The organism is Winogradskyella sp., assembly GCF_028282165.1.
GTDB lineage: Bacteria > Bacteroidota > Bacteroidia > Flavobacteriales > Flavobacteriaceae > Winogradskyella.
In genome coordinates, this window is record NZ_JANQIM010000033.1 from 61,114 (window position 1) to 85,482 (window position 24,369).

21 protein-coding genes are annotated in these 24,369 nt (G+C 35.2%); 17 read left to right on the plus strand and 4 right to left on the minus strand.

All coding sequences use genetic code 11. The features are described from left to right. Window position 1 precedes the first annotated feature (1 nt). Complete coding sequence (locus tag Q0972_RS12285; protein ID WP_299366013.1) at window positions 2-814, minus strand: glycogen/starch synthase; 813 nt, start codon at window positions 812-814, stop codon at window positions 2-4. Window positions 815-923: 109 nt separating this feature from the next. Between Q0972_RS12285 and panC the strand changes: the two genes are divergently transcribed. The 10 genes from panC to Q0972_RS12335 all read left to right on the plus strand — a co-directional run bounded on the left by panC (window position 924) and on the right by Q0972_RS12335 (window position 12,785). Further along, window positions 924-1,775 (plus strand): pantoate--beta-alanine ligase, encoded by an 852-nt coding sequence (gene panC, locus Q0972_RS12290; protein WP_299366568.1) that lies wholly within the window; start codon window positions 924-926, stop codon window positions 1,773-1,775. Between the two features lie 13 nt (window positions 1,776-1,788). Then, window positions 1,789-2,139 carry an aspartate 1-decarboxylase gene (gene panD / locus Q0972_RS12295; protein WP_111682403.1) on the plus strand — a complete coding sequence of 117 codons (351 nt, stop codon included), beginning with the start codon at window positions 1,789-1,791 and terminating at the stop codon, window positions 2,137-2,139. Window positions 2,140-2,144: 5 nt separating this feature from the next. After that, window positions 2,145-3,104, plus strand: a complete 960-nt coding sequence (locus tag Q0972_RS12300; RefSeq protein WP_299366014.1) for a lysylphosphatidylglycerol synthase transmembrane domain-containing protein — start codon at window positions 2,145-2,147, stop codon at window positions 3,102-3,104. Between the two features lie 43 nt (window positions 3,105-3,147). Next, window positions 3,148-4,296 carry an alpha/beta hydrolase-fold protein gene (locus Q0972_RS12305; protein WP_299366015.1) on the plus strand — a complete coding sequence of 383 codons (1,149 nt, stop codon included), beginning with the start codon at window positions 3,148-3,150 and terminating at the stop codon, window positions 4,294-4,296. 78 nt (window positions 4,297-4,374) lie between these two features. Beyond that, window positions 4,375-5,556 (plus strand): alpha/beta hydrolase-fold protein, encoded by a 1,182-nt coding sequence (locus tag Q0972_RS12310; protein WP_299366016.1) that lies wholly within the window; start codon window positions 4,375-4,377, stop codon window positions 5,554-5,556. A gap of 201 nt (window positions 5,557-5,757) precedes the next feature. Further along, the gene (gene radA, locus Q0972_RS12315; protein ID WP_299366017.1) at window positions 5,758-7,116 is read left to right on the plus strand and encodes a DNA repair protein RadA; all 1,359 of its coding nucleotides are present in this window, start codon (window positions 5,758-5,760) and stop codon (window positions 7,114-7,116) included. Between the two features lie 210 nt (window positions 7,117-7,326). After that, on the plus strand, window positions 7,327-7,902 hold the full coding sequence (locus tag Q0972_RS12320) for a Crp/Fnr family transcriptional regulator (protein WP_299366018.1): 576 nt from the start codon (window positions 7,327-7,329) through the stop codon (window positions 7,900-7,902). Between the two features lie 183 nt (window positions 7,903-8,085). After that, complete coding sequence (ileS, locus tag Q0972_RS12325; protein WP_299366019.1) at window positions 8,086-11,490, plus strand: isoleucine--tRNA ligase; 3,405 nt, start codon at window positions 8,086-8,088, stop codon at window positions 11,488-11,490. Between the two features lie 4 nt (window positions 11,491-11,494). Next, entirely contained in the window at window positions 11,495-11,878 is a 384-nt protein-coding gene (locus Q0972_RS12330; RefSeq protein WP_299366020.1) for a TraR/DksA C4-type zinc finger protein, read from the plus strand. Between the two features lie 241 nt (window positions 11,879-12,119). After that, window positions 12,120-12,785 (plus strand): lipoprotein signal peptidase, encoded by a 666-nt coding sequence (locus tag Q0972_RS12335; protein ID WP_299366021.1) that lies wholly within the window; start codon window positions 12,120-12,122, stop codon window positions 12,783-12,785. On the opposite strand, the gene Q0972_RS12340 is transcribed toward Q0972_RS12335, so the two are convergent. Genes Q0972_RS12340 through rimK form a run of 3 tightly spaced genes read right to left on the minus strand, consistent with a single transcriptional unit; the run spans window position 12,739 to window position 15,143 of the window. Continuing rightward, window positions 12,739-13,302: a 5-formyltetrahydrofolate cyclo-ligase gene (locus tag Q0972_RS12340; RefSeq protein WP_299366022.1), complete on the minus strand. Its 564-nt coding sequence runs from the start codon at window positions 13,300-13,302 to the stop codon at window positions 12,739-12,741. The two genes, Q0972_RS12335 and Q0972_RS12340, sit on opposite strands and share 47 nt — an antisense overlap. Beyond that, a complete protein-coding gene (locus tag Q0972_RS12345) occupies window positions 13,299-14,267 on the minus strand; it encodes a succinylglutamate desuccinylase/aspartoacylase family protein (protein WP_299366023.1) in 969 nt (322 codons plus the stop codon). The genes Q0972_RS12340 and Q0972_RS12345 overlap by 4 nt, the downstream gene beginning before the upstream one ends. After that, the gene (gene rimK / locus Q0972_RS12350; RefSeq protein WP_299366024.1) at window positions 14,268-15,143 is read right to left on the minus strand and encodes a 30S ribosomal protein S6--L-glutamate ligase; all 876 of its coding nucleotides are present in this window, start codon (window positions 15,141-15,143) and stop codon (window positions 14,268-14,270) included. It lies immediately after the preceding gene. 109 nt (window positions 15,144-15,252) lie between these two features. Between rimK and uvrC the strand changes: the two genes are divergently transcribed. The 7 genes from uvrC (at window position 15,253) to Q0972_RS12385 (ending at window position 24,361) form a co-directional block, all read left to right on the plus strand. Next, on the plus strand, window positions 15,253-17,046 hold the full coding sequence (gene uvrC / locus Q0972_RS12355; protein WP_299366025.1) for an excinuclease ABC subunit UvrC: 1,794 nt from the start codon (window positions 15,253-15,255) through the stop codon (window positions 17,044-17,046). 1 nt (window position 17,047) lies between these two features. After that, a complete protein-coding gene (locus tag Q0972_RS12360) occupies window positions 17,048-19,312 on the plus strand; it encodes a patatin-like phospholipase family protein (RefSeq protein ID WP_299366026.1) in 2,265 nt (754 codons plus the stop codon). A gap of 176 nt (window positions 19,313-19,488) precedes the next feature. After that, the gene (locus tag Q0972_RS12365; RefSeq protein WP_299366027.1) at window positions 19,489-20,646 is read left to right on the plus strand and encodes a homogentisate 1,2-dioxygenase; all 1,158 of its coding nucleotides are present in this window, start codon (window positions 19,489-19,491) and stop codon (window positions 20,644-20,646) included. A gap of 23 nt (window positions 20,647-20,669) precedes the next feature. Beyond that, window positions 20,670-21,155 carry a CCC motif membrane protein gene (locus Q0972_RS12370; protein ID WP_299366028.1) on the plus strand — a complete coding sequence of 162 codons (486 nt, stop codon included), beginning with the start codon at window positions 20,670-20,672 and terminating at the stop codon, window positions 21,153-21,155. 33 nt (window positions 21,156-21,188) lie between these two features. Further along, window positions 21,189-22,349 (plus strand): 4-hydroxyphenylpyruvate dioxygenase, encoded by a 1,161-nt coding sequence (hppD, locus tag Q0972_RS12375; protein WP_299366029.1) that lies wholly within the window; start codon window positions 21,189-21,191, stop codon window positions 22,347-22,349. A gap of 281 nt (window positions 22,350-22,630) precedes the next feature. Beyond that, on the plus strand, window positions 22,631-23,425 hold the full coding sequence (locus tag Q0972_RS12380) for a DUF3108 domain-containing protein (protein ID WP_299366030.1): 795 nt from the start codon (window positions 22,631-22,633) through the stop codon (window positions 23,423-23,425). A gap of 3 nt (window positions 23,426-23,428) precedes the next feature. Next, a complete protein-coding gene (locus tag Q0972_RS12385; protein WP_299366031.1) occupies window positions 23,429-24,361 on the plus strand; it encodes a tryptophan 2,3-dioxygenase family protein in 933 nt (310 codons plus the stop codon). Window positions 24,362-24,369 lie beyond the last annotated feature (8 nt).

Genomic DNA, 24,369 nt, shown 5'->3' on the forward strand with positions numbered 1-24,369 from the left:
ATTAACCGTTAAGGACTCTATTTTTGTAAAACTCTGTGTAAGGGTCGGCAAACTCTTCTATAGGATGGAAATCTAAAACAGGTTTTGTTAATTCACTTATGTAATTATCTAATTCCTTAGGCAATTCTTGAGAGCCTCTAATTACAGCATCAGAATTATCTATTGCTATTTTCATTAAGTTAATATAATTGGGCTTTTCAAGTAGATTAATAGCTTCTCCATCCAAGTCGTCGAATCTAACTTTATCTATCATTCCTTTATCTAACGTGCCATCAAAGTTTTGATTGTACACTGAGGTGACAATTTTACTTTCGGTAAATAAAGGCTCGGTTTTATAGAACTCTTTCAGATAGAGTGGTAATAATGATGCTAGCCAACCATTAACATGTATAATGTCTGGTGCCCAATTGAGTTTTTTTACTGTTTCTATTACACCTTTAGCAAAGAAAATTGCGCGCTCATCATTATCCGAGAATAAGTTGCCATCTTCATCCGTTAAGGTGGCTTTTCTCTTAAAATACTCTTCATTATCGATAAAGTAAACTTGAATACGCTCCTTAGGTATTGACGCCACTTTAATAATCAATGGCATGTCTAGATCGTTAATAACAAGATTAATCCCAGAAAGTCGTATTACTTCGTGCAGCTGATGCCTTCTTTCATTAATGTTGCCAAAACGAGGCATAAATATACGTATCTGGCCTCCTTGCTTGTTTACCATTCTTGGAGCTTCAAATGACATTGAAGAAATCTCTGTTTCTGGCAAATATGGAACGACCTCTGATGACACGTATAATATTCGTTTATCTTTCATAAATCTGCTGCTTTTGAAAATTAAGAGTAAAAAACATGCAAAATTACAAAAATTTGTGCAGATTGCCAGTAAAATATTATGTTTGCACGCGTTAATTTTTGTTACTGCCTTGAAAGTTTTTCATAATAAATCCGAATTATCTCACTACATAGATCAATTAAAAGTTAATGGTAAATCTATTGGCTTTGTACCTACTATGGGGGCACTTCATAAAGGACATTTGTCCTTGGTTAAAAAAGCAATGAGTAAAAACAATGTTGTTGTGGTTAGTATTTTTGTAAATCCAACACAATTCGATAATCAAGAAGACCTTATTAAATATCCCAGGACTCTTGAAGCCGACGTATTGCTTCTTAAGGCATTAAATGCCAGGGGGATCATAGTCTATTCGCCTACGGTAAGAGATATATATGGCGACAATGTACGGTCTCAATCATTTGAGTTTGATGGTCTGGAGCATGAGATGGAAGGTGCCTTTAGACAAGGGCATTTTGATGGCGTAGGAACCATAGTAAAACGACTCTTCGAAATTGTAAAACCAGATAGGGCCTATTTTGGAGAGAAAGATTTTCAGCAATTGCAAATCATTAAAAAGCTCGTTGAGCTTTACAACATTCCTGTTAAAGTAATTGGTTGCCCAATCCACAGAGCATCAGATGGTTTGGCCATGAGTTCTAGAAACACAAGACTGACAAAAGAACATAGAAAAGCCGCACCATTTATCTATAAAACACTAAAGTCTGCCAAAATTAAATTTGGCACAAAAAGTGCTAACTCTGTATTGGAATGGGTTGATAAGCAATTCAAAAAACAACCACTCTTAGAACTAGAGTATTTTATTATTGCAGATACAGAAACCTTAAAGCCAGTAAAACGTAAATCAACAAAAAAGACATATAGAGCATTTATAGCTGCATATGCAGGAGATATAAGACTTATAGACAATATCGCCTTAAATTAATTATCTTTGCCTCATGCAAATTCAAGTTGTAAAATCTAAGATACATCGCGTTAAATGTACAGGCGCAGACCTTAATTACATTGGTAGTATAACCATTGATGAAGATTTAATGGATGCTGCCAATATCATACAAGGTGAGAAAGTTCAGATTGTGAACAACAATAATGGTGAACGTTTAGAAACCTATTGTATACCTGGTCCTCGAAATAGTGGTGAGATCACCCTTAATGGTGCGGCCGCACGTAAGGTTGCTGTTGGTGATGTTTTAATCTTAATCACTTACGCTTTTATGGATATTGAAGATGCTAAAGTGTTTAAACCATCTTTGGTTTTTCCGGATGAGGCTACCAATCTTCTAAAATAAACTTTTTGAGTAGCTCAAAATCCATCCTAAAAGTTGTACTGCCTTTACTGTTAGGAATAGCACTTGTTTGGTACTCCTTATCTCAAATTTCAGTGTCAAAGCTTGTAGAGTATTTTAAAGACGCTAATTATTTTTGGGTGTTTCTCGGAACAAGTCTTGGAATATTGAGTCACACATCAAGGGCTTATCGCTGGTTATTTATGGCAGAACCTTTAGGTTATAAGCCTAAGTTTACAAATAGCTTCATGGCGGTATATTCAGCTTATCTCATTAATCTTACCATTCCTAGGGCAGGAGAAGTGGCACGAGCATCTATTCTTGCTAATTATGAAAATGTTCCTTTTGAAAAAGGATTTGGGACCATAGTTGCAGAAAGAGTTGCTGATACTATTATGCTACTCTTAATCATTGGTGTTGCGCTTATTGTAAAGTTTGATTTTATCTACGACGACCTCATGAAGAAGTTCAATCCTTCGTCATTAATAATTATGATGACTGCCTTACTGATCGTTGTTTCGGGAGTTTATTTTTTCATCAAAAAAAGCGCCTCAAAGTTTGCCTTAAAAGTTAGGAACTTTATCAATGGTCTTATAGAAGGTGCCCTAAGTATTTTTAAAATGAAAAAAAAGTGGGCGTTCATTTTTCATACGGTATTTATATGGGTGATGTATGTTTTGATGTTTTATGTCACCACAAAGGCTTTACCAGAGTTAAGTGGCATTTCTATAGGAGCGGTTTTAATAGGTTTTATTTTGGCGAGTTTTAGTATTGCTGCTACTAATGGTGGTATTGGTTCTTTTCCAGAAGCGATCGTCATTGCTTTTTTATTGTTCAATATGCCCGAAGATCCAAGCAGGGCTTTTGGTTGGATCATGTGGTCTACCCAAACATTAGTTATCATAATTCTAGGAGGATTATCTTTAATTTACCTGCCAATCTACAACAGAAAGAAAGCTAAAATATAGAAATATTTTTTACCTTGCTTTAACTTTTAATTCTACCCACAACATGAGGAATTTTTATGTGTCAATCATCTTGTCCCTGTTAGCATTCAACCTTCAGGCTCAGGCTATTTACAAAACCATTGACTCTTATAAACTCGATGGTACACGCGAGTTAAAAATTCAACTGCCAAGAAACTATGATTCTGAATCTGAACGTAGTTATCCTTTGGTTATAGTTCTAGATGGTGATTATCTGTTTGAACCAGTAGCTGGCAATATAGATTATCAAGCTTATTGGGAAGACATCCCAGACTGTATAGTTGTTGGCGTAAAGCAAGATGAAACAAGAGAAGACGATTTTTTTTACAGTGATGATACTTATTTCCCATCTGATAAAGGTGCCGATTTTTATGAATTTCTCGGTGCTGAACTTTTGCCATACATAGAAGACAGTTATAAGATTTCAAATTTTAGGGTAATTGTAGGTCACGACTTAAGTGCTAACTTCATTAATTATTATCTTTTTAAGGATGTTCCATTATTTCGAGCTTATGTGAGCTTAAGTCCAGAATTGGCGCCAGAAATGATCGATAGGCTATACCAGCGATTGCCTACTGTAGCACAAGAAACATTTTACTACATGGCCACTGCTGATGCAGATATAAGGGCTTTAAGAACCGATATCCTAGAGTGCGATGCCAAACTTAAGACCATTGAAAATACAAACTTGAATTATAAGTTTGATGATTTTGAAGATGCTAATCATTACTCGCTTGTAGGAAGAGGAATCCCAAAAGCACTAAACGAAATATTCACTATTTATAAACCAATAAACGGAAAGGAATACAAAGAAAAAATTCTGACTTATGAAGGCTCTCCTTATGATTACCTCATAAAAAAGTATGAAAACATAGAGCATTTTTATGGGTTTGAAAAAAAACTAATTGAAAATGATATTAGAGCTATTGCCGCTGCTTGCAAAAACAGAGAAGATTTAGAATCCTTAGAAAAATTAGCAAAACTTGTTAAAAAGGAGTTTCCAAAATCTATGTTGAGCGCCTATTATATGGGCATGTTCTATGAAAAAGAAGGGAATCTTAAAAAAGCACTAATGCGCTACAAAGGGGGGCTTTTAATGCAACCTTCGCAATACATTGATAAAGAGGTAATGCTCGAAAAAATGTATGAAGTTCAAGATGCAATGGATAATTGATTGCATTTCATCGAAAAAAATTTACAACTTAACGATATTTTAGTATGTTTGGTAATCCAAAGCTAAACCTACTTATAAATGAGAAAAACTACCCTAATAGTTTTGGCATATGTGCTTTGTATGCCTTTATTTGCTCAAATTAGTTATGATGAAATACGATCATCAAAATTAAATACAGTAAGAAAATTAAAGATTAAGCTCCCAAAGAACTACGACCCTTCCTCAGAACTAAAGTATCCTCTAATTATAGTTTTTGATGGTGATTATTTGTTTGAACCTATAGCAGGTCAGGTTGATTTTCAAACGTATTTCGACGATATGCCAAGTTCAATCATAGTAGGCGTGGTACAAGGCAGCGAAAGACGTTACGATGGCTATTGTGATGAAGTTACAGGCTTGCCCAAAGAGTCTGGTTTACGTTTTCATGATTTCGTTGCTGAGGAACTTATTCCTTACTTAGATGAAAAATACAATACAAGTAAGTTTAGGGTTGCCGTAGGCCACGATTTAATGGGGAACTTTATCAATTCTTACTTGTTTAAAGACGATCCACTTTTTAATGCCTATGTATGTATTAGTCCAGATTTATCAGGAACTGTTAGAGACTATCTGGGAAAACGTTTGGAGTTTTTTAAGGACGACATTTTTTACTACATGGCCACCTCAGATAAAGACTTACCCTACATAAGAGAAGCTGTTTTAAATGCCAATTCACAGATATCACAAGTTAAAAACCAGTATCTAACATATTACTTTGATGATTTTAACAACGATACACACTATACATTGGTGAACAGTGCCATTGCGAGATCGTTCGACAAAATTTTTGAATTGTACAGGCCCCTTCGAGAAAAGGAACTAGAGGAAAAGGTGTTTCCCTATGAGGGAACTTTAGATAGGTATCTTGTAGATAGATACAATAGAATTGAAGAATTGTTTGGTATAAAAAAACCCATAACTGATGAAGAATTTGAAAAGGTTGTTAAGGTAGCTGAGGAAAGAAACGATTTAGAGTCTTTAGAGAAAATAGGGAGACTTGCAAAAAAAATAAATCCCGAGTCATTATTAGGTACATATTACCTAGCCCAACATTCTGAAAAAATAGGAAAGAATAAAAAAGCTAAGAAATTATACGAATCTGCATTGACACTAAATGATGTGAGTCACATTGACCGAGACTTTATTTTTTCTAAAATTGACGAACTCACAGTTGTTGATACCGATGATGAAAACGAGGAGGGAGACGATGAAGAAAATTAAGAAGAAACCACTATCAACTGATTACTTTTTTGAAGCTTTGTTTAAAAGAGCGAGAACATTTTTGCTTACAAATATTTCTGCGAAATTGGCTACTTTAAAAATTTTAGCTGTCATAAATTGGTTTAAAGACATCAATTAAAATTGTATTAATTTAGCAGTTCTAAAAATACTTCTCTAAGCATTTAGTTTTATAATTAGAACATGGCTAAAGTAAAAACATCCTTTTTCTGTCAAAATTGTGGTGCACAATATGCCAAATGGCAAGGGCAATGCACATCTTGCAAACAATGGAATACCATTGTTGAGGAAGTGATACAAAAACCAGAAAAAAACGATTGGAAATCACCCTCTTCCAATACAAAACGTGTTTCAAAGCCTCTCAAAATTCATGAAATTGACACCTCGTTAGAAGCTAGGCTAGATGTTCAGGATTCCGAATTTAATCGTGTTTTAGGTGGTGGAATGGTACATGGTTCAGTAACCCTCTTGGGGGGTGAACCGGGTATCGGTAAAAGTACACTTCTACTTCAAATGGCATTAAAGCTTAGGAAGAAAACCCTTTATGTCTCAGGAGAAGAAAGTCAGAAACAAATTAAAATGCGTGCAGAGCGCATCAACCCTCAAAGTAATGATTGCTATATTCTAACGGAGACAAAAACTCAAAATATCTTTAAACAGATTGAGCAGTTAGAACTCGATGTTGTAATAATCGATTCGATCCAAACGTTACATAGTGATTACATTGAGTCTTCAGCAGGGAGTATTTCACAGATCAAGGAATGTACTGCTGAATTCATCAAGTTTGCAAAAGAAACTGCAACTCCTGTGTTGTTAATAGGTCATATTACTAAGGATGGCCATATTGCAGGGCCAAAAATATTGGAGCATATGGTCGATACTGTCTTACAGTTTGAAGGCGACCGAAATCATGTTTTCAGAATTCTTAGAGCTCATAAAAACCGTTTTGGCTCAACCAATGAAATAGGCATTTATGAAATGCAAGGTTCAGGCTTAAGAGAGGTGTCCAATCCATCAGAAATTTTAATATCTGAAAAGGATGGAGAGCTTTCAGGTAACGCTATTGCAGCAACACTAGAAGGATTAAGACCAATAATGATAGAAGTACAGGCTCTGGTAAGCACGGCCGTTTATGGTACGCCGCAACGCTCCACAACTGGGTTCAATGCTAAACGTTTAAATATGCTTTTGGCAGTTTTGGAAAAGCGTGCTGGTTTTCGCCTAGGAGCTAAGGATGTTTTTTTAAATATTACGGGTGGTATTACTGTCGATGATCCTGCAATTGATTTGGCCGTTGTAGCATCCATATTATCCTCTAATGAAGATATTGCCCTTCCGAATGATTATTGTTTTGCTGCCGAAGTAGGCTTATCTGGTGAAATAAGACCTGTACAGCGAGTAGAACAGCGCATTTTAGAAGCAGAAAAACTTGGATTCTCAACAATTTTTATTTCTAAGTATAGCAAGTTTGCTCTTAAGAAGACTTGTATTAAGATTCAGCAAATTTCCAAAATCGAGGATTTAGTTAACTTTTTTGTTTAACTACTTAAAAATATCTGTTTTGCTTTTAGTCTTTATAAGTCAAAAGATCTGCAAGAATACTGTGATGCGTTTGAATAATTAACTAGAGTATTGTCTATTATTGGTGAATGGTCTTTTTTCTTTAATAAAACAACTAATTGTCTATCTTTAGATGTTGATTTAATCAATAATTAAGTAGCTTAATATTTAAAATTTTAAATTCTTAAAATCATGGAAGACCCTAACTTTGATTTTTTGAGATCAAAATTCCATGTTTCAAAAGAAGCATATGCGATTTTAAAAAGTCTGGCATCTTATAAAACATTAAAACAAGATGAAGTATTAGTAGAACAAGGTTCAAAAAGTAATAACATCTTTTTTCTAAGTTCGGGCTTAATGAGGGCATATCAAGTGCTAGAATCTGGTAAGGAGATCACAAAGAATCTTTATACATCCTATAGTTTTGTTGGTCCTTTTTCCTCAATATTGAAGAATGAAACCTCTTTACTAACTCATCAAGCTTTGACCGATTCTATCCTATATGAGATAAATTTTCTAGAATTCATAAAATATTCTAAAACCAATATCGAAATAAGCAATATATATAACAGAATATTGGAGTATATATTCATTGTTTATGAAAAAAAGTATCTAGATCATATTTCATTGAATGCTACAGAGCGCTACCAAATTCTAAAAAAGCAAATACCAGATATAGAAAGCTTAATCCCGCAATACCAAATCGCGTCTTATCTCAACATCACCGCTGTTCAATTGAGCAGAATTAAAAAAGACCTGCCTAATTAACATATGTTAATCAATAAAAAAATTATTCAACCTACTTTTGAGTAAGATTAAATTACTAACCAAGATTAGTTAATGGCCCTAACAAAAAGAAGCAAACGAACATCGTTTGCTTTTTTTTATGATATAAACGGCCTTTTGGTAAGAAATTATTAATTTCGCGATTCGATAAGGATATTTGATGATATGACTACAAAGTTCCCTGAATATAAAGGACTTAACTTGCCAAAAGTTGCTGATGAGATAAGCAATTATTGGGAAGAAAACAACATCTTCGAGAAAAGTGTCACCACTCGACAAGGTAAATCACCTTTTGTGTTTTTTGAAGGGCCACCTTCAGCAAATGGTTTACCTGGAGTACACCATGTTTTAGCAAGAGCTATTAAGGATATTTTCCCTCGCTACAAAACCATGAAAGGTTTTCAGGTAAAACGTAAGGCCGGTTGGGATACCCATGGATTACCAATAGAACTCGGTGTTGAGAAAGAACTAGGCATCACTAAAGAAGATATTGGCACTAAAATTACAATCGAAGCATATAATGAGGCTTGTAAAAAAGCCGTAATGCGTTATACGGATATCTGGAATGACCTCACCAAAAAAATGGGTTATTGGGTAGATATGGAGAATCCATACATCACCTACAAATCCAAATATATGGAGTCTGTTTGGTGGTTGTTAAAACAAATCTATGATAAAGACCTCTTGTACAAAGGCTACACCATTCAACCGTATTCGCCAAAAGCAGGAACGGGTCTAAGCTCGCATGAGTTAAACCAACCAGGAACCTATCAAGATGTTACGGATACCACGGTAGTAGCTCAGTTTAAAGCAAAACCAGAGTCATTGCCAGAGTTCTTGCAAAATGAAGATGATATTTACTTTCTAGCTTGGACAACAACCCCTTGGACATTACCAAGTAATACGGCATTAACCGTTGGGCCAAAAATTGATTATGTGTTAGTTGAAACCTATAATCAGTATACTTTTGAGCCCATCAATGTTATTTTGGCCAAGAGTTTAGTTTCTAAGCAGTTTAGCGGGAAGTATAATGAAGTTGAGGCAAAGTCAGAGTTAGTAGGATTTAGTAAAGAGGATAAAAAAATTCCTTTTTATATAGTTAAAACATTTAAAGGGGAAGACTTAGTTGGTATTACATACGAACAGCTTTTAGCCTACGCTTTACCAAATGAACATCCTGAAAATGCATTTAGAGTAATATCAGGAGATTTCGTAACTACCGAAGATGGTACAGGTATTGTACATACAGCGCCAACATTTGGTGCAGATGACGCCCTAGTGGCAAAACAAGCGCAACCAGAAGTACCACCAATGTTAGTAAAAGACGAAAATGGAAATCTGGTGCCACTAGTAGATTTACAAGGTCGCTTTAGACCAGAAATGGGCGAATTTGCAGGGAAATATGTGAAGAATGAATATTATGAAGATGGTGAAGTACCAGAGAAATCTGTAGATGTAGAGTTAGCTATTAAACTAAAGATTGAAAATAAAGCCTTTAAGGTCGAAAAATACAAACACAGCTATCCAAATTGCTGGCGAACAGATAAACCGATACTTTACTATCCTTTAGACTCTTGGTTTATAAAGGTAACCGATGTAAAAGATCGTATGCATGAGTTGAACACTTCCATTAACTGGAAACCAAAATCTACTGGTGAAGGCCGTTTTGGAAATTGGTTGGCAAACGCAAATGATTGGAATTTATCCCGTTCGCGGTTTTGGGGAATACCATTACCGATATGGAGAACAGAGGACGGCAAAGAACAAAAATGTATTGGCTCGGTTGAAGAACTAAAAGCCGAAATGCAACTTGCCGTTGAGGCAGGTATAATGCAGTCTGATATCTTCCAAAGTTTTGAAGTTGGAAATATGAGCGAGGACAACTATGAGAAGATTGATTTGCATAAAAACATCGTTGATAAAATTGTTTTAGTATCACCAACGGGCCAACCCATGAAGCGCGAAAATGATTTAATCGATGTATGGTTCGATTCGGGTTCTATGCCTTATGCACAGTGGCATTATCCTTTTGAAAACAAAGATCTTATCGATAAGAACGAAGCTTTTCCGGCAGATTTCATTGCTGAAGGTGTCGATCAAACACGTGGATGGTTTTATACCTTACATGCTATAGCTACAATGGTATTCGATTCGGTGGCCTATAAAAATGTGGTATCTAACGGATTGGTCTTAGATAAGAATGCACAGAAAATGTCTAAGCGTCTTGGAAATGCTGTGGATCCTTTTGAGACATTAGCCAATCATGGTGCAGATGCAACCCGATGGTATATGATTAGCAATGCGAATCCTTGGGATAACCTAAAGTTTGATATTGATGGTGTTGAGGAAGTAAAGCGCAAATTCTTTGGAACGCTGTATAATACCTATTCATTCTTTTCGCTTTACACCAATTTGGATGGATTTAATTATTCAGAGGATGATATTCCTTTAAATGAACGGCCAGAATTAGACCGTTGGATACTTTCAGAATTAAATACACTTATTGAAAAGGTAGACAAGTTTTATGCAGATTATGAACCAACCCGAGCAGCTAGGGCTATTTCAAACTTTACCCAGGATTATTTAAGTAACTGGTATGTGCGTTTAAGTAGAAGGCGTTTTTGGAAAGGCGATTACCAAAGCGATAAAATTTCGGCATATCAAACGCTTTATACCTGTATGGTAACTATTGCAAAGCTAGGTGCACCAATCGCTCCATTTTTTATGGATCGATTGTATCTGGATCTAAATGCAGTAACGAATAAAGAGAGTTTTGAAAGTGTTCATTTGGCTCAATTCCCAACAGCAGATACATCAGCAATTGATAAGGTGTTAGAACGAAAAATGGAAAACGCGCAAACAATATCGTCCTTGGTATTATCGTTAAGAGCCAAAGAAAAGATTAAAGTGCGCCAGCCTTTACACAAAATAATGATTCCCGTTGATAGTCAGCAGCAAAAGGAAGAAATTGAAGCCGTTGCAGCTTTAATAAAGCATGAAGTAAATGTCAAAGAAATAGAGCTCTTAGAGGATGCTTCAGATATTTTGGTAAAGCAGATAAAACCCAATTTTAAGGTTTTGGGACCTCGATTTGGAAAAGATATGAAGCTTGTTTCTGACACTATAAGAGCTTTTTCTGCCGAAGACATCAAAAAAATCGAGCAAAAAGGCACTTTAGACGTTGAAGTTAACGGAAAAAATATTACATTGGTATTAGATGATGTGGAAATTACATCTCAAGATATAGAAGGTTGGCTCGTTGCTAACGAAGGGCCATTAACCGTAGCCCTAGATGTAACAATAACAGAAGAATTACGCGAAGAAGGTATTGCACGTGAGCTCGTAAACCGTATTCAGAATTTGCGTAAGGATTCAGGGTTCGAAGTTACAGACCGTATAGACGTCCAGCTTCAAAATGATGAACAAGTTTCAGCAGCGATAGCTTCAAATGAAGCCTACATTAAATCTGAAACCTTAACAGAAAATTTAAAGATTATTGATAATTTAAGTGATGGTATAGAAATTGCCTTTGATGAGGTCAATACCAAATTATTTATACAAAAACATTAAGCACATGGCAACAGATACAAAAAACAGATACTCTGATAAAGATTTAGAAGCTTTCAGAGTTTTAATTCAGGAAAAAATAGATAAAGCTGAACACGATTTAGAATTAATAAAAAGTGCCTATATGAACGACCACAATAATGGCACAGACGATACGTCTCCAACGTTCAAAGCTTTTGAAGAAGGAAGTGCCACCATGAGTAAGGAAGCAAATTCTGCATTGGCAATTCGCCAAGAAAAGTTTATTCGCGATTTAAAGAATGCCATGATTAGGATTGAGAATAAGACTTACGGAGTTTGCAGAGTTACGGGCAAACTGATAAATCCCGAACGCCTAAAATTAGTGCCTCATGCTACACTAAGCATTGAAGCTAAGAACATGCAGAAGTAAAATGTTAAATAAATATAGATTAAAGCCTTGGAACAATAGTTTTAAGGCTTTTTTTATTTTGGTTTAGCTTTTGGTAAAGTCCAAAATATCTTAATAAAAGAGATTGAAGCTATTGCTATTAAAATAACTTTAAAAAAGACAGCATTGAATACTCCCAAAATAAGTACATCCTAAAATCTATTAGTGGCAATATTGCTGTGGTTAAAAAGAATAATCAATTACATTTGCCCAAAATCGTTTAATGTCCCTAAAGAAAGCTTTCATTGTAATTGTCCTTATTTTACTTATTGATCAAATCAGTAAAATCTATATCAAAACGCATTTTGTGTTAAATGAGGATGTTACTGTATTTTCTTGGTTTAAAATCGCTTTTGTTGAAAATGACGGTATGGCTTGGGGAACAAAATTGAGTGATTTCTTTACTTTTATTTCAGACAAGTCTGCAAAGCTTATTTTAACTTTGTTTAGAATTGTAGCGGTTACGGGAATTGGATTTTGGCTAATGGATGTTATCAAAAAAAAGAAATCTAAAACACTTGTTTTTGCCATAGCCTTGATTTTTTCAGGTGCTTTGGGTAATATAATTGATTCAGTTTTTTATGGCGTGTTGTTTAGCGATAGTTATATGCAAGTCGCTACGTTTTTACCAGAAGGAGGAGGTTATGCTAAAGTGTTTCATGGTAAGGTGGTAGATATGCTTCATTTTCCTATTTGGAGTGGCATTTTACCAGAGTGGCTACCCTTTTTTGGCGGAAAATATTTTTCGTTCTTTGATCCAGTATTCAACGTTGCTGATATAGCCATCAGTACTGGGATTGGTATTTTGATTGTGTTTAATAAGAAAGCGTTCAAAGATGCCTCTAAAAGTGAAACACTTGATGGGGAGTCACACAATAATCCAGCTTAATATCGTCTTCTGAGGTTTCAAAGTACTCTTCTTCAGCTTCAAAAAAGGATAATCCTATTTTTATAGTTTCAGGGTTGCACTGAGCCAAAAACCGATCGTAAAAGCCCTTACCATAACCTATTCTATTCCCACGCTGATCAAAAGTCAATAGGGGTATAAAAACGACATCTATTTGAGACGGTTTAATCTCAATCCCATCAATAGGTTCTGGAATATTATAGGCGTTTTTTGTTATTCTGGTACCATCGGTAAGCAGATAATGCGTCATGCTAAAATCTTCGAAATTACTCTTAGAGATGACAACATTTTTATCCTTGCCAGCAAGAATATTCAAAATATACTCGGTATTGATTTCCTTTTGCTCTTCAATAGTTAAAAAGAGATGATAAAACTCCTTATCCCAAATGCGGAGTTGCAATAATTGATTGGCAATAGCGAGACTGTTGTCCTCTATTCTATCCAATGGCATTTCTTTTCGAAGCGACTTGTATTTCTTTCTAAGCTCAGATTTGGTCACAGTTTTAACTTTGTTGAAATATGGAAAATAGCATCTCCTTGGTAAATAATGGGTGATTCGTTCACATTAAAAATATAACCGTTATTAGGTGCTTTTACAAAATGGTTAAAGCTTCCGTAAGGATCTGTAATATGTCCTAAAACATCTCCTTTTTTTACTTGGGTATTTACAGAGATCTTAGACTTAAACATCCCAGAATGACTTGCCCTAATCCATTTGCTTTCAATTATTTTAATACCATTCTTTTTTGGTTTTGACGCTTTAAATTTTCGGTTTAGCATTCCTAAATGGTGTAAAACCCGCTTTGTGCCATTAACACCGGTATTAGTTACCGTTTTGTCTATATGAAAAGACTTTCCGCCTTCAAAAAGTAGTATAGGAATGCCCAGTTTATAGCATGTGTGCCTAAAGGACTTGTTTAGATTTTTTGAATAATAAACAATAGGTGCACCGAAAATCTGCGCTAATTCGTCTAAAACAATCTCATTTTTTACTATTCTAATTTGGGCAGCATTGAATCTATCAGCCCCACCCGTATGGAAATCCAAAATTAAATCGGCGTGTGGCACAATTTCAGTCATAAGCTTATGGGCTACCCTACTTGCTAATGAGCCATTTTTACCACCAGGGAAAACACGATTTAAATCTCTACCGTCAGGGAATTCCCTGTCCATATGAATAAAGCCAAAAACATTAATTACCGGAATACAAATAATGGTCCCCTTTTTTGGCTTGTTGATCCCTTTGGCTATAATCTGTCGTACAATTTCTACACCATTAACTTCATCGCCATGAATACCAGCTGTTATCAATACCGTTGGACCAGGTTTTTTAGAACGTTCTATAATTACCGGAACATCAATAGTATTTTGGGTGTGTAATTTGGCAACATTAAAACTCACTTTAGCACTTTTGCCTAGTGCTACTTTTTCTCCTAGTATATCTAATACTTCTTTTTCACTCATCTATCTTCGATTGCGTTCTATAAAAGTAATAATTGCCCTCGCTATATTTTTTTGGGTTGCTCTTTCAATACCTTCTAAGCCAGGTGTGGAATTAACTTCCATAATCAATGGTCCTCTATTTGACTGAAGCATGTCCACACCACAAACAGGCAGCTTCAAAGCACGTGCTGCTTTGATGGCTAGTTTTAATTCATCTTCTGATAGCCGAATTAAGTTGGCACTTCCCCCTCTGTGTAAGTTAGAACGAAATTCGCCTTCTCTGCTTTGACGTTTCATGGCGCCAACCACTTGGCCATCTACGATCAATGCTCTTAAATCTGCGCCTTTAGCTTCAGCAATATATTCTTGTACAAGTGCTCTAGCTTGTAAACCATTAAAAGCTTCTAAAACAGATTCAGCAGCATTTTTAGATTCGGCCAAAACGACACCTAGTCCTTGAGTCCCTTCTAATAATTTTATAACTACAGGTGGTCCGCCAACATGATTCAAAACCTCTTCAACATCTCTAGAGTAATTAGTGAAAACGGTTTTAGGCATACCAATGCCAGCTTTAGACAGGCGCTGAAAACTTCTCAGTTTGTCTCTACTTCTTAAAATAGCATCAGAAGTTACGGTTGTAAAAACATTCATCATTTCAAACTGTCTTACCACAGCACAACCAAAAAAGGTCACGGACGCTCCAACTCTAGGAACAATGGCATCTACATAATCTAAATATCGATCTTTATAGTAAATAGTAGGTTTCTCCCTTTCAATGATGATATCGCACTTAAGTGGGTCGATGACTTCCATATCGTGTCCTCTTTTTTCACCTTCTTCAACTAGACGACTCGTAGAATACAAATTTTCATTTCGGGAGAGTATGACAATGTTCATAATAACACTTAAAGTGTCTAAAGTTAAAAAGTATTTAGAGTTAGTCAAACTTATTAGACTCATAACTTAAGATACCTATAACTTATAACTTTTATTTACCTTTGATTTAATGTCAGAAACTTCGTTAGAAATACAAATAAAAACTTTGCCTCATCAACCAGGAGTGTATCAGTATTTTGATGCTGATGAAACCTTGATTTATGTCGGTAAGGCCAAGGATATTAAAAAGCGGGTAAGTAGTTATTTTACGAAGCATCATGATTATGGAAAAACAAGAGTTCTAGTAAAGAACATAGCACAAGTAAAGCATATAGTTGTAGAGACGGAAAATGATGCACTCTTGCTAGAAAATAATCTTATAAAGAAGTATCAACCTAAGTATAACGTGATGCTTAAGGATGATAAATCCTATCCATGGATTTGTGTTAAAAAAGAGCGCTTTCCTAGAGTATTTTCTACGAGAAGAGTTATTAAAGACGGTTCAGAATATTTTGGTCCTTACACTAGCATGAAGACGGTTAGAACCCTTTTAGACCTTATAAAAGGACTCTATCATTTACGTACCTGTAATTATGATTTGTCTGAGGCTAAGATCGAAGCAGGAAAGTATAAGGTATGCTTAGAGTTTCATTTAGGCAATTGTAATGGCGCTTGCGAAGGTAAAGAAACAGAAGCATCTTACCATTCTAACATAAAATCCATTAGAGAAATTCTAAAAGGGAATTTTAAAGATTCTTTGCAACAGTTTAGGGCACAAATGAAAGCGTATGCTGAGGCTATGCGATTTGAAGATGCCCAAAAAATAAAGGAAAAGTTAGAGATTTTAGAGAACTATCAGGCCAAATCAACAATAGTTAATCCCAAGATTAGTAATGTGGATGTGTTTTCGATTATGAGCGATGAGACCTATGCTTATATTAACTTTTTGCAGTTAAGTTACGGTTCCATCATAAGATCCCATACCTTGGAAATAAAGAAGAAGCTACAAGAAACGGATAAAGAACTATTGGAAATCGCCATTACTGAAATCAGGCAGCGCTTCAATTCCAATTCAAAGGAAATTTATGTGCCTTTTAAACTAGATTTAGGGGAGGGCATTAAGGTCACCATTCCAAAACTAGGCGATAAAAAGAACATTCTCGACTTATCCAAGCGCAATGCCATGTACTACCGAATGGATAAGCTAAAACAAATAAAAATTGTAGATCCAGATCGGCATGCTAATAGGATTATGGCACAGATGAAGGCAGATCTGCGCTTATCGGTAGAGCCAAGGCATATTGAGTGTTTTGATAATTCCAATATTCAGGGCACTAATCCCGTAGCGGCTTGTGTGGTATTCAAAAATGGAAAACCAAGTAAAAAAGACTATCGCCACTTTAATATTAAAACAGTCGAAGGCCCAGATGATTTTGCATCTATGGAAGAAGTCGTGCACAGACGTTATAAACGTTTATTGGAGGAGGATCAACCTTTGCCCCAACTAGTTGTTATAGATGGCGGTAAAGGGCAATTATCATCGGCTTTAAAGAGTCTTGATATTTTAGGATTAAGGGGAAAAATAGCAATCGTCGGAATTGCTAAACGTTTAGAAGAATTATTCTATCCAGATGATCCAATTCCATTATATTTAAACAAAAAAAGTGAAACGCTAAAGATCATTCAACAATTACGTAATGAAGCCCATCGTTTTGGTATTGAGCACCATAGAAACCGAAGGAGTAAGAGTGCTTTAACAACTGAATTAGAGAATATACCAGGTGTAGGAGAACAAACCATTGTTGACCTGATGAAACAATTTAAAACGGTTAAACGGATAGCGAATGCCAAATTAGATGAGCTAGAAGCTATAGTAGGAGTCTCGCGTGCTAATAAAGTCTATAATTATTATCATAAAGAATAAATTGAAATTGTCCCAAACATATTATTTAAAGTACAAACCTTTTGCAATTATTTTTCTGCTTTGTTTTTTGTTCTCTAACACATATAAACTACAAGCTCAAAAAGAAAAAGAACCAAAAGTAGGGTTAGTTTTAAGTGGTGGAGGGGCAAAAGGCTTTGCGCATATTGGTGCCTTAAAAGTTATAGATAGTTTAGGTATAAAAATAGACTACGTTGCAGGCACTAGTATGGGAGCAATAATTGGCTCTCTGTATGCAACTGGTTATTCGGGGAAACAATTAGAGGATTTATTTGGTGCTATTGATTTTGATGAATTGATTAATGATGAATTCCCAAGATCGTCAAAACCTTTTTATGAACGTAAAAATGCTGAAAAGTATGCTGTAAGTCTCCCATTTGACAACTTTAAAATCAATTTGCCTTCTGGTCTATCGCGAGGTCAAAATGTATATAATTTACTTTATCAGTTAATGCTGCCAGTTAATGAAATAAGGGATTTTGAACAATTGCCAATTCCATTTTTTTGCATTGCAACAAATATAGAGACAGGTGAATCTATCGTTATGGACAAAGGAAGGTTGGCCGAAGCCGTAACCGCAAGTGGAGCTCTACCTTCTTTATTTCAACCCGTAACTATTAACGATACCATCTTACTCGATGGAGGTGTAACCAACAATTTTCCGGTTGAAGAACTTAGAGCCAAGGGCATGGATATTATAATCGGTGTTGATGTGCAAGATGCGCTTAAAAACAGGGAGTCTTTGAAATCCGCACCAGAGATCTTAGTTCAGATTAACAATTTTAGGACGATTAATGCAATGAAGAGTAAAGCGCCTTTAACGGATGTCTATATTAAACCAGACATTACAGACTTCACTGTCATTTCTTTTGATGAAGGGGGCGAAATTATTGCAAGTGGTGAGGCTGAGGCAAGAGCAAATATAGAACAGCTATTGAATGTAAAACGTCAACAAATATCACCTTTAAATAGACCTAAACGCCATATTTTAGATAGTATAAAAATAAATTCAATTAACATAAGTGGTAATGAAAGGTATACGAGGTCGTATATTTTAGGTAAGCTTAAATTTAAAAACAATGAAAAAATAAGCTACGATGATTTTAAGGAAGGTATAAATAACCTTATAGCTACCAATAATTTTGAGGCATTTAGGTATTATTTAGAGCCAAGTACAGGGAGTTCCGGTTACAATTTAGTAGGCGATATTAGAGAATCCGAGGCGTCTACTTTTTTAAAGCTAGGCGTGCATTACGATGGTCTGTATAAGAGTGCAGCATTAGCAAATTTTACCAAAAAAAGACTGCTTTTTAATAATGACATAGCTTCCTTAGATATTATTTTGGGGGATAATTCCAGATACAATTTTGATTATTTTATTGACAAAGGGTTCTATCTTAGTATTGGAATAAAGTCGCGTTTCAATCAGTTTAATAAAAATGTAAATCCCTTATTGGGACTAGATGAAGATTCCCCTTTGCTAACAGGCTTAAACAAAATTGATGTAGAACTTACTGATTTTACCAACCAAATATATTTACAGACTATTTTTAGAAGAGATTTTGCGCTTAGGGTTGGAGCTGAACACAAACGTCTTAAAATTACCTCAGAAACTATCATAGATGATAATCAAGGAGATGAGTTTACTTTTGAGAATACAGATTATTTTAGTGTTTTTGGAAACTTGGTTTTTGATGATTACGATAATCCTTATTTTCCTAAATCTGGCTTTTACTTTAATGGAGATTTTCATCTGTATCTCAATGCATCTGATTTCAATAACGATTTTGAGCAATTCTCAATTGCCAAGGCAGATATAGGGTATGCTTTTAGTTTTACAGATAATGTGGCCCTGAAGACAGAAACCAGTGGCGGTTTTAAAATTGGAGATAACTCTAGTACAGCTTTAGGTTTTGGTTTGGGAGGCTATGCCAATAATTTTATAAATAATTTCCAGTCCTTCTATGGCTACGATTATTTGGAATTGTCTGGAGACAGTTTTGTTAAAGCTACCTTCACTTTAGATTACGAGGTTTTTAAAAAGCACCATATTCTCTTAGCTGCCAATTATGCTAATATTGAAGATGGAATTTTTGAAACTGGCGAATGGTTGTCGTCACCAGATTTCAGTGGTTATGCATTAGGGTATTCACTAGAGACGTTTCTTGGGCCTTTGGAAGCTAAATATACTTACTCGCCAGATACAGGTAATGCTTATTGGTTTTTTAATCTTGGATTTTGGTTTTAAGCCAAAAATTATCAACTTTGTAACTATATGGAACCCTTCTGGTCAGATATAAAACTTCATTTGCACTTCCTTATCAAAAGGAACCCAGAATAATTTTGCATTTTTTGTACCTTTAAAACAGAATAGGTCTGTGCGATTCGTCGTATAGTAAACTCAACTTTTTAAATCATTAAAAAATGCCATTTTACCATAAATTAGGAAAGATTCCACCAAAACGCCATACACAGTTTAAAAAATCAAATGGCGACTTTTATTATGAACAATTGTTTGGTACGATAGGGTTTGACGGTATGTCTACCAATAGCTATCATGAGCAACGACCAACACAGGTAAAGACCATAAATAAACAGTATAGTATAGCGCCCAAAGTGGCCAAAGCCAATAATATGCAATCCTATCGTTTTCATGGATTTAAAGTAACACCCGAAAACGATTACCTAGATAGCAGGAAAGTAGTTTTAACCAATAGCGATTGTAACATCATCTTAGCTGCTCCACAAGAGTCGACCAAAGACTATTTTTATAAAAATACAGATGCTGATGAGTTGATTTTTATCCATAAAGGCTCAGGGAAACTAAGAACTCATCTCGGTAATTTAGACTTTAAATACGGTGATTATTTATTAGTGCCAAGAGGTATTATTTATAAAATGGACTTTGATACAGAAGACAATCGTTTATTTATTGTAGAGTCTTACAGACCTATTTATACGCCAAAGCGATACCGCAATTGGTTTGGGCAGCTTTTAGAGCATTCACCTTTTTGTGAACGCGATTTGAGACAACCTCAAGAATTAGAAACGTATAACGAATCGGGGGATTTTTTAATAAAAATCAAAAAACAAGATGAAATTATAGAGATGGTATATGCATCACATCCTTTCGACGTGGTCGGTTACGACGGCTATAATTATCCATATGCGTTTTCAATCCATGACTTTGAGCCTATAACAGGTCGTGTACACCAACCGCCACCAGTACACCAAACGTTTGAAACGGATGCATTTGTAGTATGTAGTTTTGTACCTAGATTATACGATTATCACCCTTTAGCTGTACCAGCACCTTATAACCATAGTAATATAGATAGCGACGAAGTACTATACTATGTCGATGGGGATTTTATGAGCAGGAATGATATTGACGCAGGTCATATTTCCCTGCATCCAGCCGGTATTCCTCATGGGCCGCATCCAGGGGCAATGGAACGTAGTATTGGTAAGGTAAAAACTGACGAACTAGCAGTAATGGTAGATACATTTAAGCCTCTAAAAGTCACTGAAGAAGCTTTAAAAATTGCTGACGAGGATTATTACAAGTCTTGGTTAGAATAATATTAAATTAGATAACCATGTACATGAATCAGAATAAGCTTCCTGCTGATCCTTTAGCATTAATTTTAGGAATATTGGCATTGGTTATTGGTCTTGCAGGATGTTGCTGCTATGGACTTACGGCCATAATCCCGTTAATTATGGCAATTATTGGATTGACAACCGCTAATAAAAGCTTAAAGCAATTCGGGGAAAATCCTGAAGCGTTTTCGTATCAATCCAGAAGTAACGTTAACACAGCAAAGACTATAAATATCATCGCTATAGTCTTAAATGGTTTGATATTATTGGGAACAATAGTTATTCTGATTTTTTATGGTACAATGTTATCATCAGGAATGCTTGAAGAGTTTAATAATGATATCTATGATAGAAGTTTTGAAGATTTAGAAATTGAGGTTGATACAACTTCTGGTTCATGGGATGAAGACACCTATATTATTGAAGAAGATACATTAAAAACGAATGAAACCGAAGAGAAGTCATTCGATGAAATTATGAAAGATTAAGATTCAAAATACTAAAAAATAAAGTTTCGTATTATGGCAAAAGAAGTAAAGTCCGTTAATTACGGTTTAGAAAAAATATTTGAAGGCGCTCAAGACTTCCTACCGCTTTTAGGAACAGATTATGTTGAGTTTTACGTTGGTAATGCCAAACAGTCCGCACATTTTTATAAAACCGCTTTTGGTTTTCAGTCCTATGCTTATAAAGGTTTGGAAACAGGTTCAAAAGATCACGTTAGTTATGTCCTAAAACAAGACAAAATACGTTTGGTGCTTACAACACCATTAAATAGTAAATCGCCAATAAATGACCATATAGTGAAGCATGGCGATGGAGTTAAGGTCATTGCGTTATGGGTCGATGATGCGCGTAGATCTTATGAGGAAACCACAAAACGTGGAGCAAAATCATATATGGAACCCATTGTAGAAAAGGATGAATTTGGTGAGGTGGTAAGAGCAGGTATCTATACTTATGGAGAGACCGTACATATGTTTGTAGAACGTAAAAATTACAATGGAACCTTTATGCCTGGTTTTGTGGAATGGAAAAGCGATTATAACCCAGAACCTGTAGGTCTTAAGTATATAGACCACATGGTAGGTAATGTGGGTTGGGGGCAAATGAATACCTGGGTAAAGTGGTACGAGGATGTTATGGGTTTTGTAAATTTCCTATCCTTCGACGATAAACAGATACATACAGAATATTCGGCCTTAATGAGCAAAGTGATGAGTAATGGCAATGGACGTATAAAGTTTCCCATTAACGAACCTGCAGAAGCTGCTAAAAAATCACAAATAGAAGAATATTTAGATTTTTATGAAGATTCGGGTGTGCAACATATAGCAGTTGCCACAGACGATATTGTAAGAACCGTATCGCAACTAAAAGCCAGAGGTGTTGAGTTTTTACCACCACCACCGCAGGCCTACTATGATATGATCCCAGAACGGTTAGGTGTCCATATGGAGATGATGAAAGAAGATATAGCCGAACTTCAAAAGTTGTCTATCCTAGTCGATGCTGACGAAGAAGGGTATTTGCTTCAGATATTTACAAAACCCGTTGAAGACAGACCGACTTTATTCTTCGAAATTATTCAGCGAATGGGAGCCCAAGGCTTTGGTGCAGGTAATTTTAAAGCTTTATTTGAGTCCATTGAGCGCGAACAAGCAAAGAGAGGAACTCTATAAAATTAAAGCGCGTTTAGATCCCTACTTCTAAACGCGCTAATAAAAAACCAACTCTAAAATTTATAACAGAAAACATTGATTAATGTCTTCTGTATTTTGGTTTGTTCTACTTTAATATCGATAAATATCAAAAATGTGAGCATTAATCGAAAAATTTTTAAGAACAACTAAGGTTCTTGCTTGTATTACAGGGTTTTGATAGATTTGGAACAGTAATTGTATTTAAGATAATAGTAACATTGATATTACGTTACATTAGTTAAATTTACGAACTGTAGAATATGAAGTATTTTTTTACCATATTAGTTTTCTTAGTTGGACTTAAGGCTCCTAGCGTTCAAAAAGAAACTGCCTTTCAATCAGGAGAGTGGTTTAAGTTTAGAATGAGCTACAGTGGGTGGTTTAAGGCCGGTGAAGGAACCTTAAAAGTTGAAGAGAAAAAATTAAAGGGAAAGACTGTTTATCATGTTGTAGGAAAAGGCAAAACTACCGGAATAGTAAATACCTTTTTTAGAGTTAGGGATCGCTATGAAAGTTATTTTGATACAGAAACGGGTGTTCCTTATAAATTTATAAGAAAGGTAGATGAAGGAGGCTACACAAAAGATATTGAAATTGATTTTAATCATGAAGAGCAGAAGGCAACAGTAAATAACAAGAAACACAAAAAAGTAACAACCGTAACTACCGAAAAGGATGTTCAAGATATGGTTTCTATGTATTATTATCTCAGAAACAAAATAGATATTGAATCTTTAAATAAGGGCGATGAAATTAGGTCCAATATGTTTTTTGATGAAGAAAATTATGGGTTTAAACTCAAATACCTTGGTAGAGAGACTATAAAAGTGGATATTAATGGTTCTAGAGTTAGGGTAAAGGCCTTAAAATTTAGACCTTACGTTATGGCTGGTCGTGTTTTTAAGGAAGAAGAGAGTTTAACACTATGGGTAAGTGCAGATAAAAACAAAATTCCATTAAAGATAAAAGCAGACTTGGCAGTAGGATCCTTAAGAGCCGATTTAGTTCAGTTTAAGGGCTTAAAACACTACTTTCCAATAATTTTTGATAATTGATTTATGTCAGAACAACCTAATTACGAAGACATTATAAAAGCACTTCAAGAGAAGTACACCAAAATAGATCAAGATACCGACGACCACTTATACGGCTTGCTTTACAGCAAGCCGATTACATATTGGGACTATATACAGACCGATGCATTGTTAAACCTTCAGATTCAACGTACAACGCTTCCAGATGAAATGGTATTTATCGCCTATCATCAAATCAATGAACTCATTTTTAAAATGATTCTTTGGGAAATTTCACAAGTTGCTGAAAAAGAAAACTTAGATGTTGTCTTTTTTGAAAGTAAAATAATGCGTATTAGTCGTTATTTCGATATGCTTACCACATCTTTTAACATAATGAGAGATGGCATGGAGGTAGAGCAATATATGAAGTTTAGATACACTCTAACTCCAGCCAGTGGTTTTCAAAGTGCGCAGTACAGGCTTATTGAGTTTGCATCAACCGAACTTATAAATCTCATAGACTATAGATTTAGGGAAAATATAGATAGAAATACACCTTATACACATGCCTTTGAACATTTGTATTGGCAAGCAGCAGGAAAAGATCACAAAACAGGCAAAAAATCCACGCTTTTAGTTAATTTTGAAAAGCGTTATAAAGATGAGTTCTTAAGGTTTATGGAAGCATACAATACCAAAAATCTTTGGACACGTTTTAAAGAGTTGCCAAAAGAAGATCAAAAAGATAAAGACTTGGTAAAAGCCATGCGTCATTTTGATTATACAGTTAATGTCACTTGGGTAATGGCGCATTATAATACTGCTAAACATTACATAGATAGCGGTATTGGCGATGGTGAAGCCACGGGAGGAAGTGATTGGAAAAAGTATATGCATCCAAAATATCAAAGACGAATTTTCTTCCCGGATTTATGGACGGAAGAAGAATTGAAAAATTGGGGAAATAATATATAATTAGCATA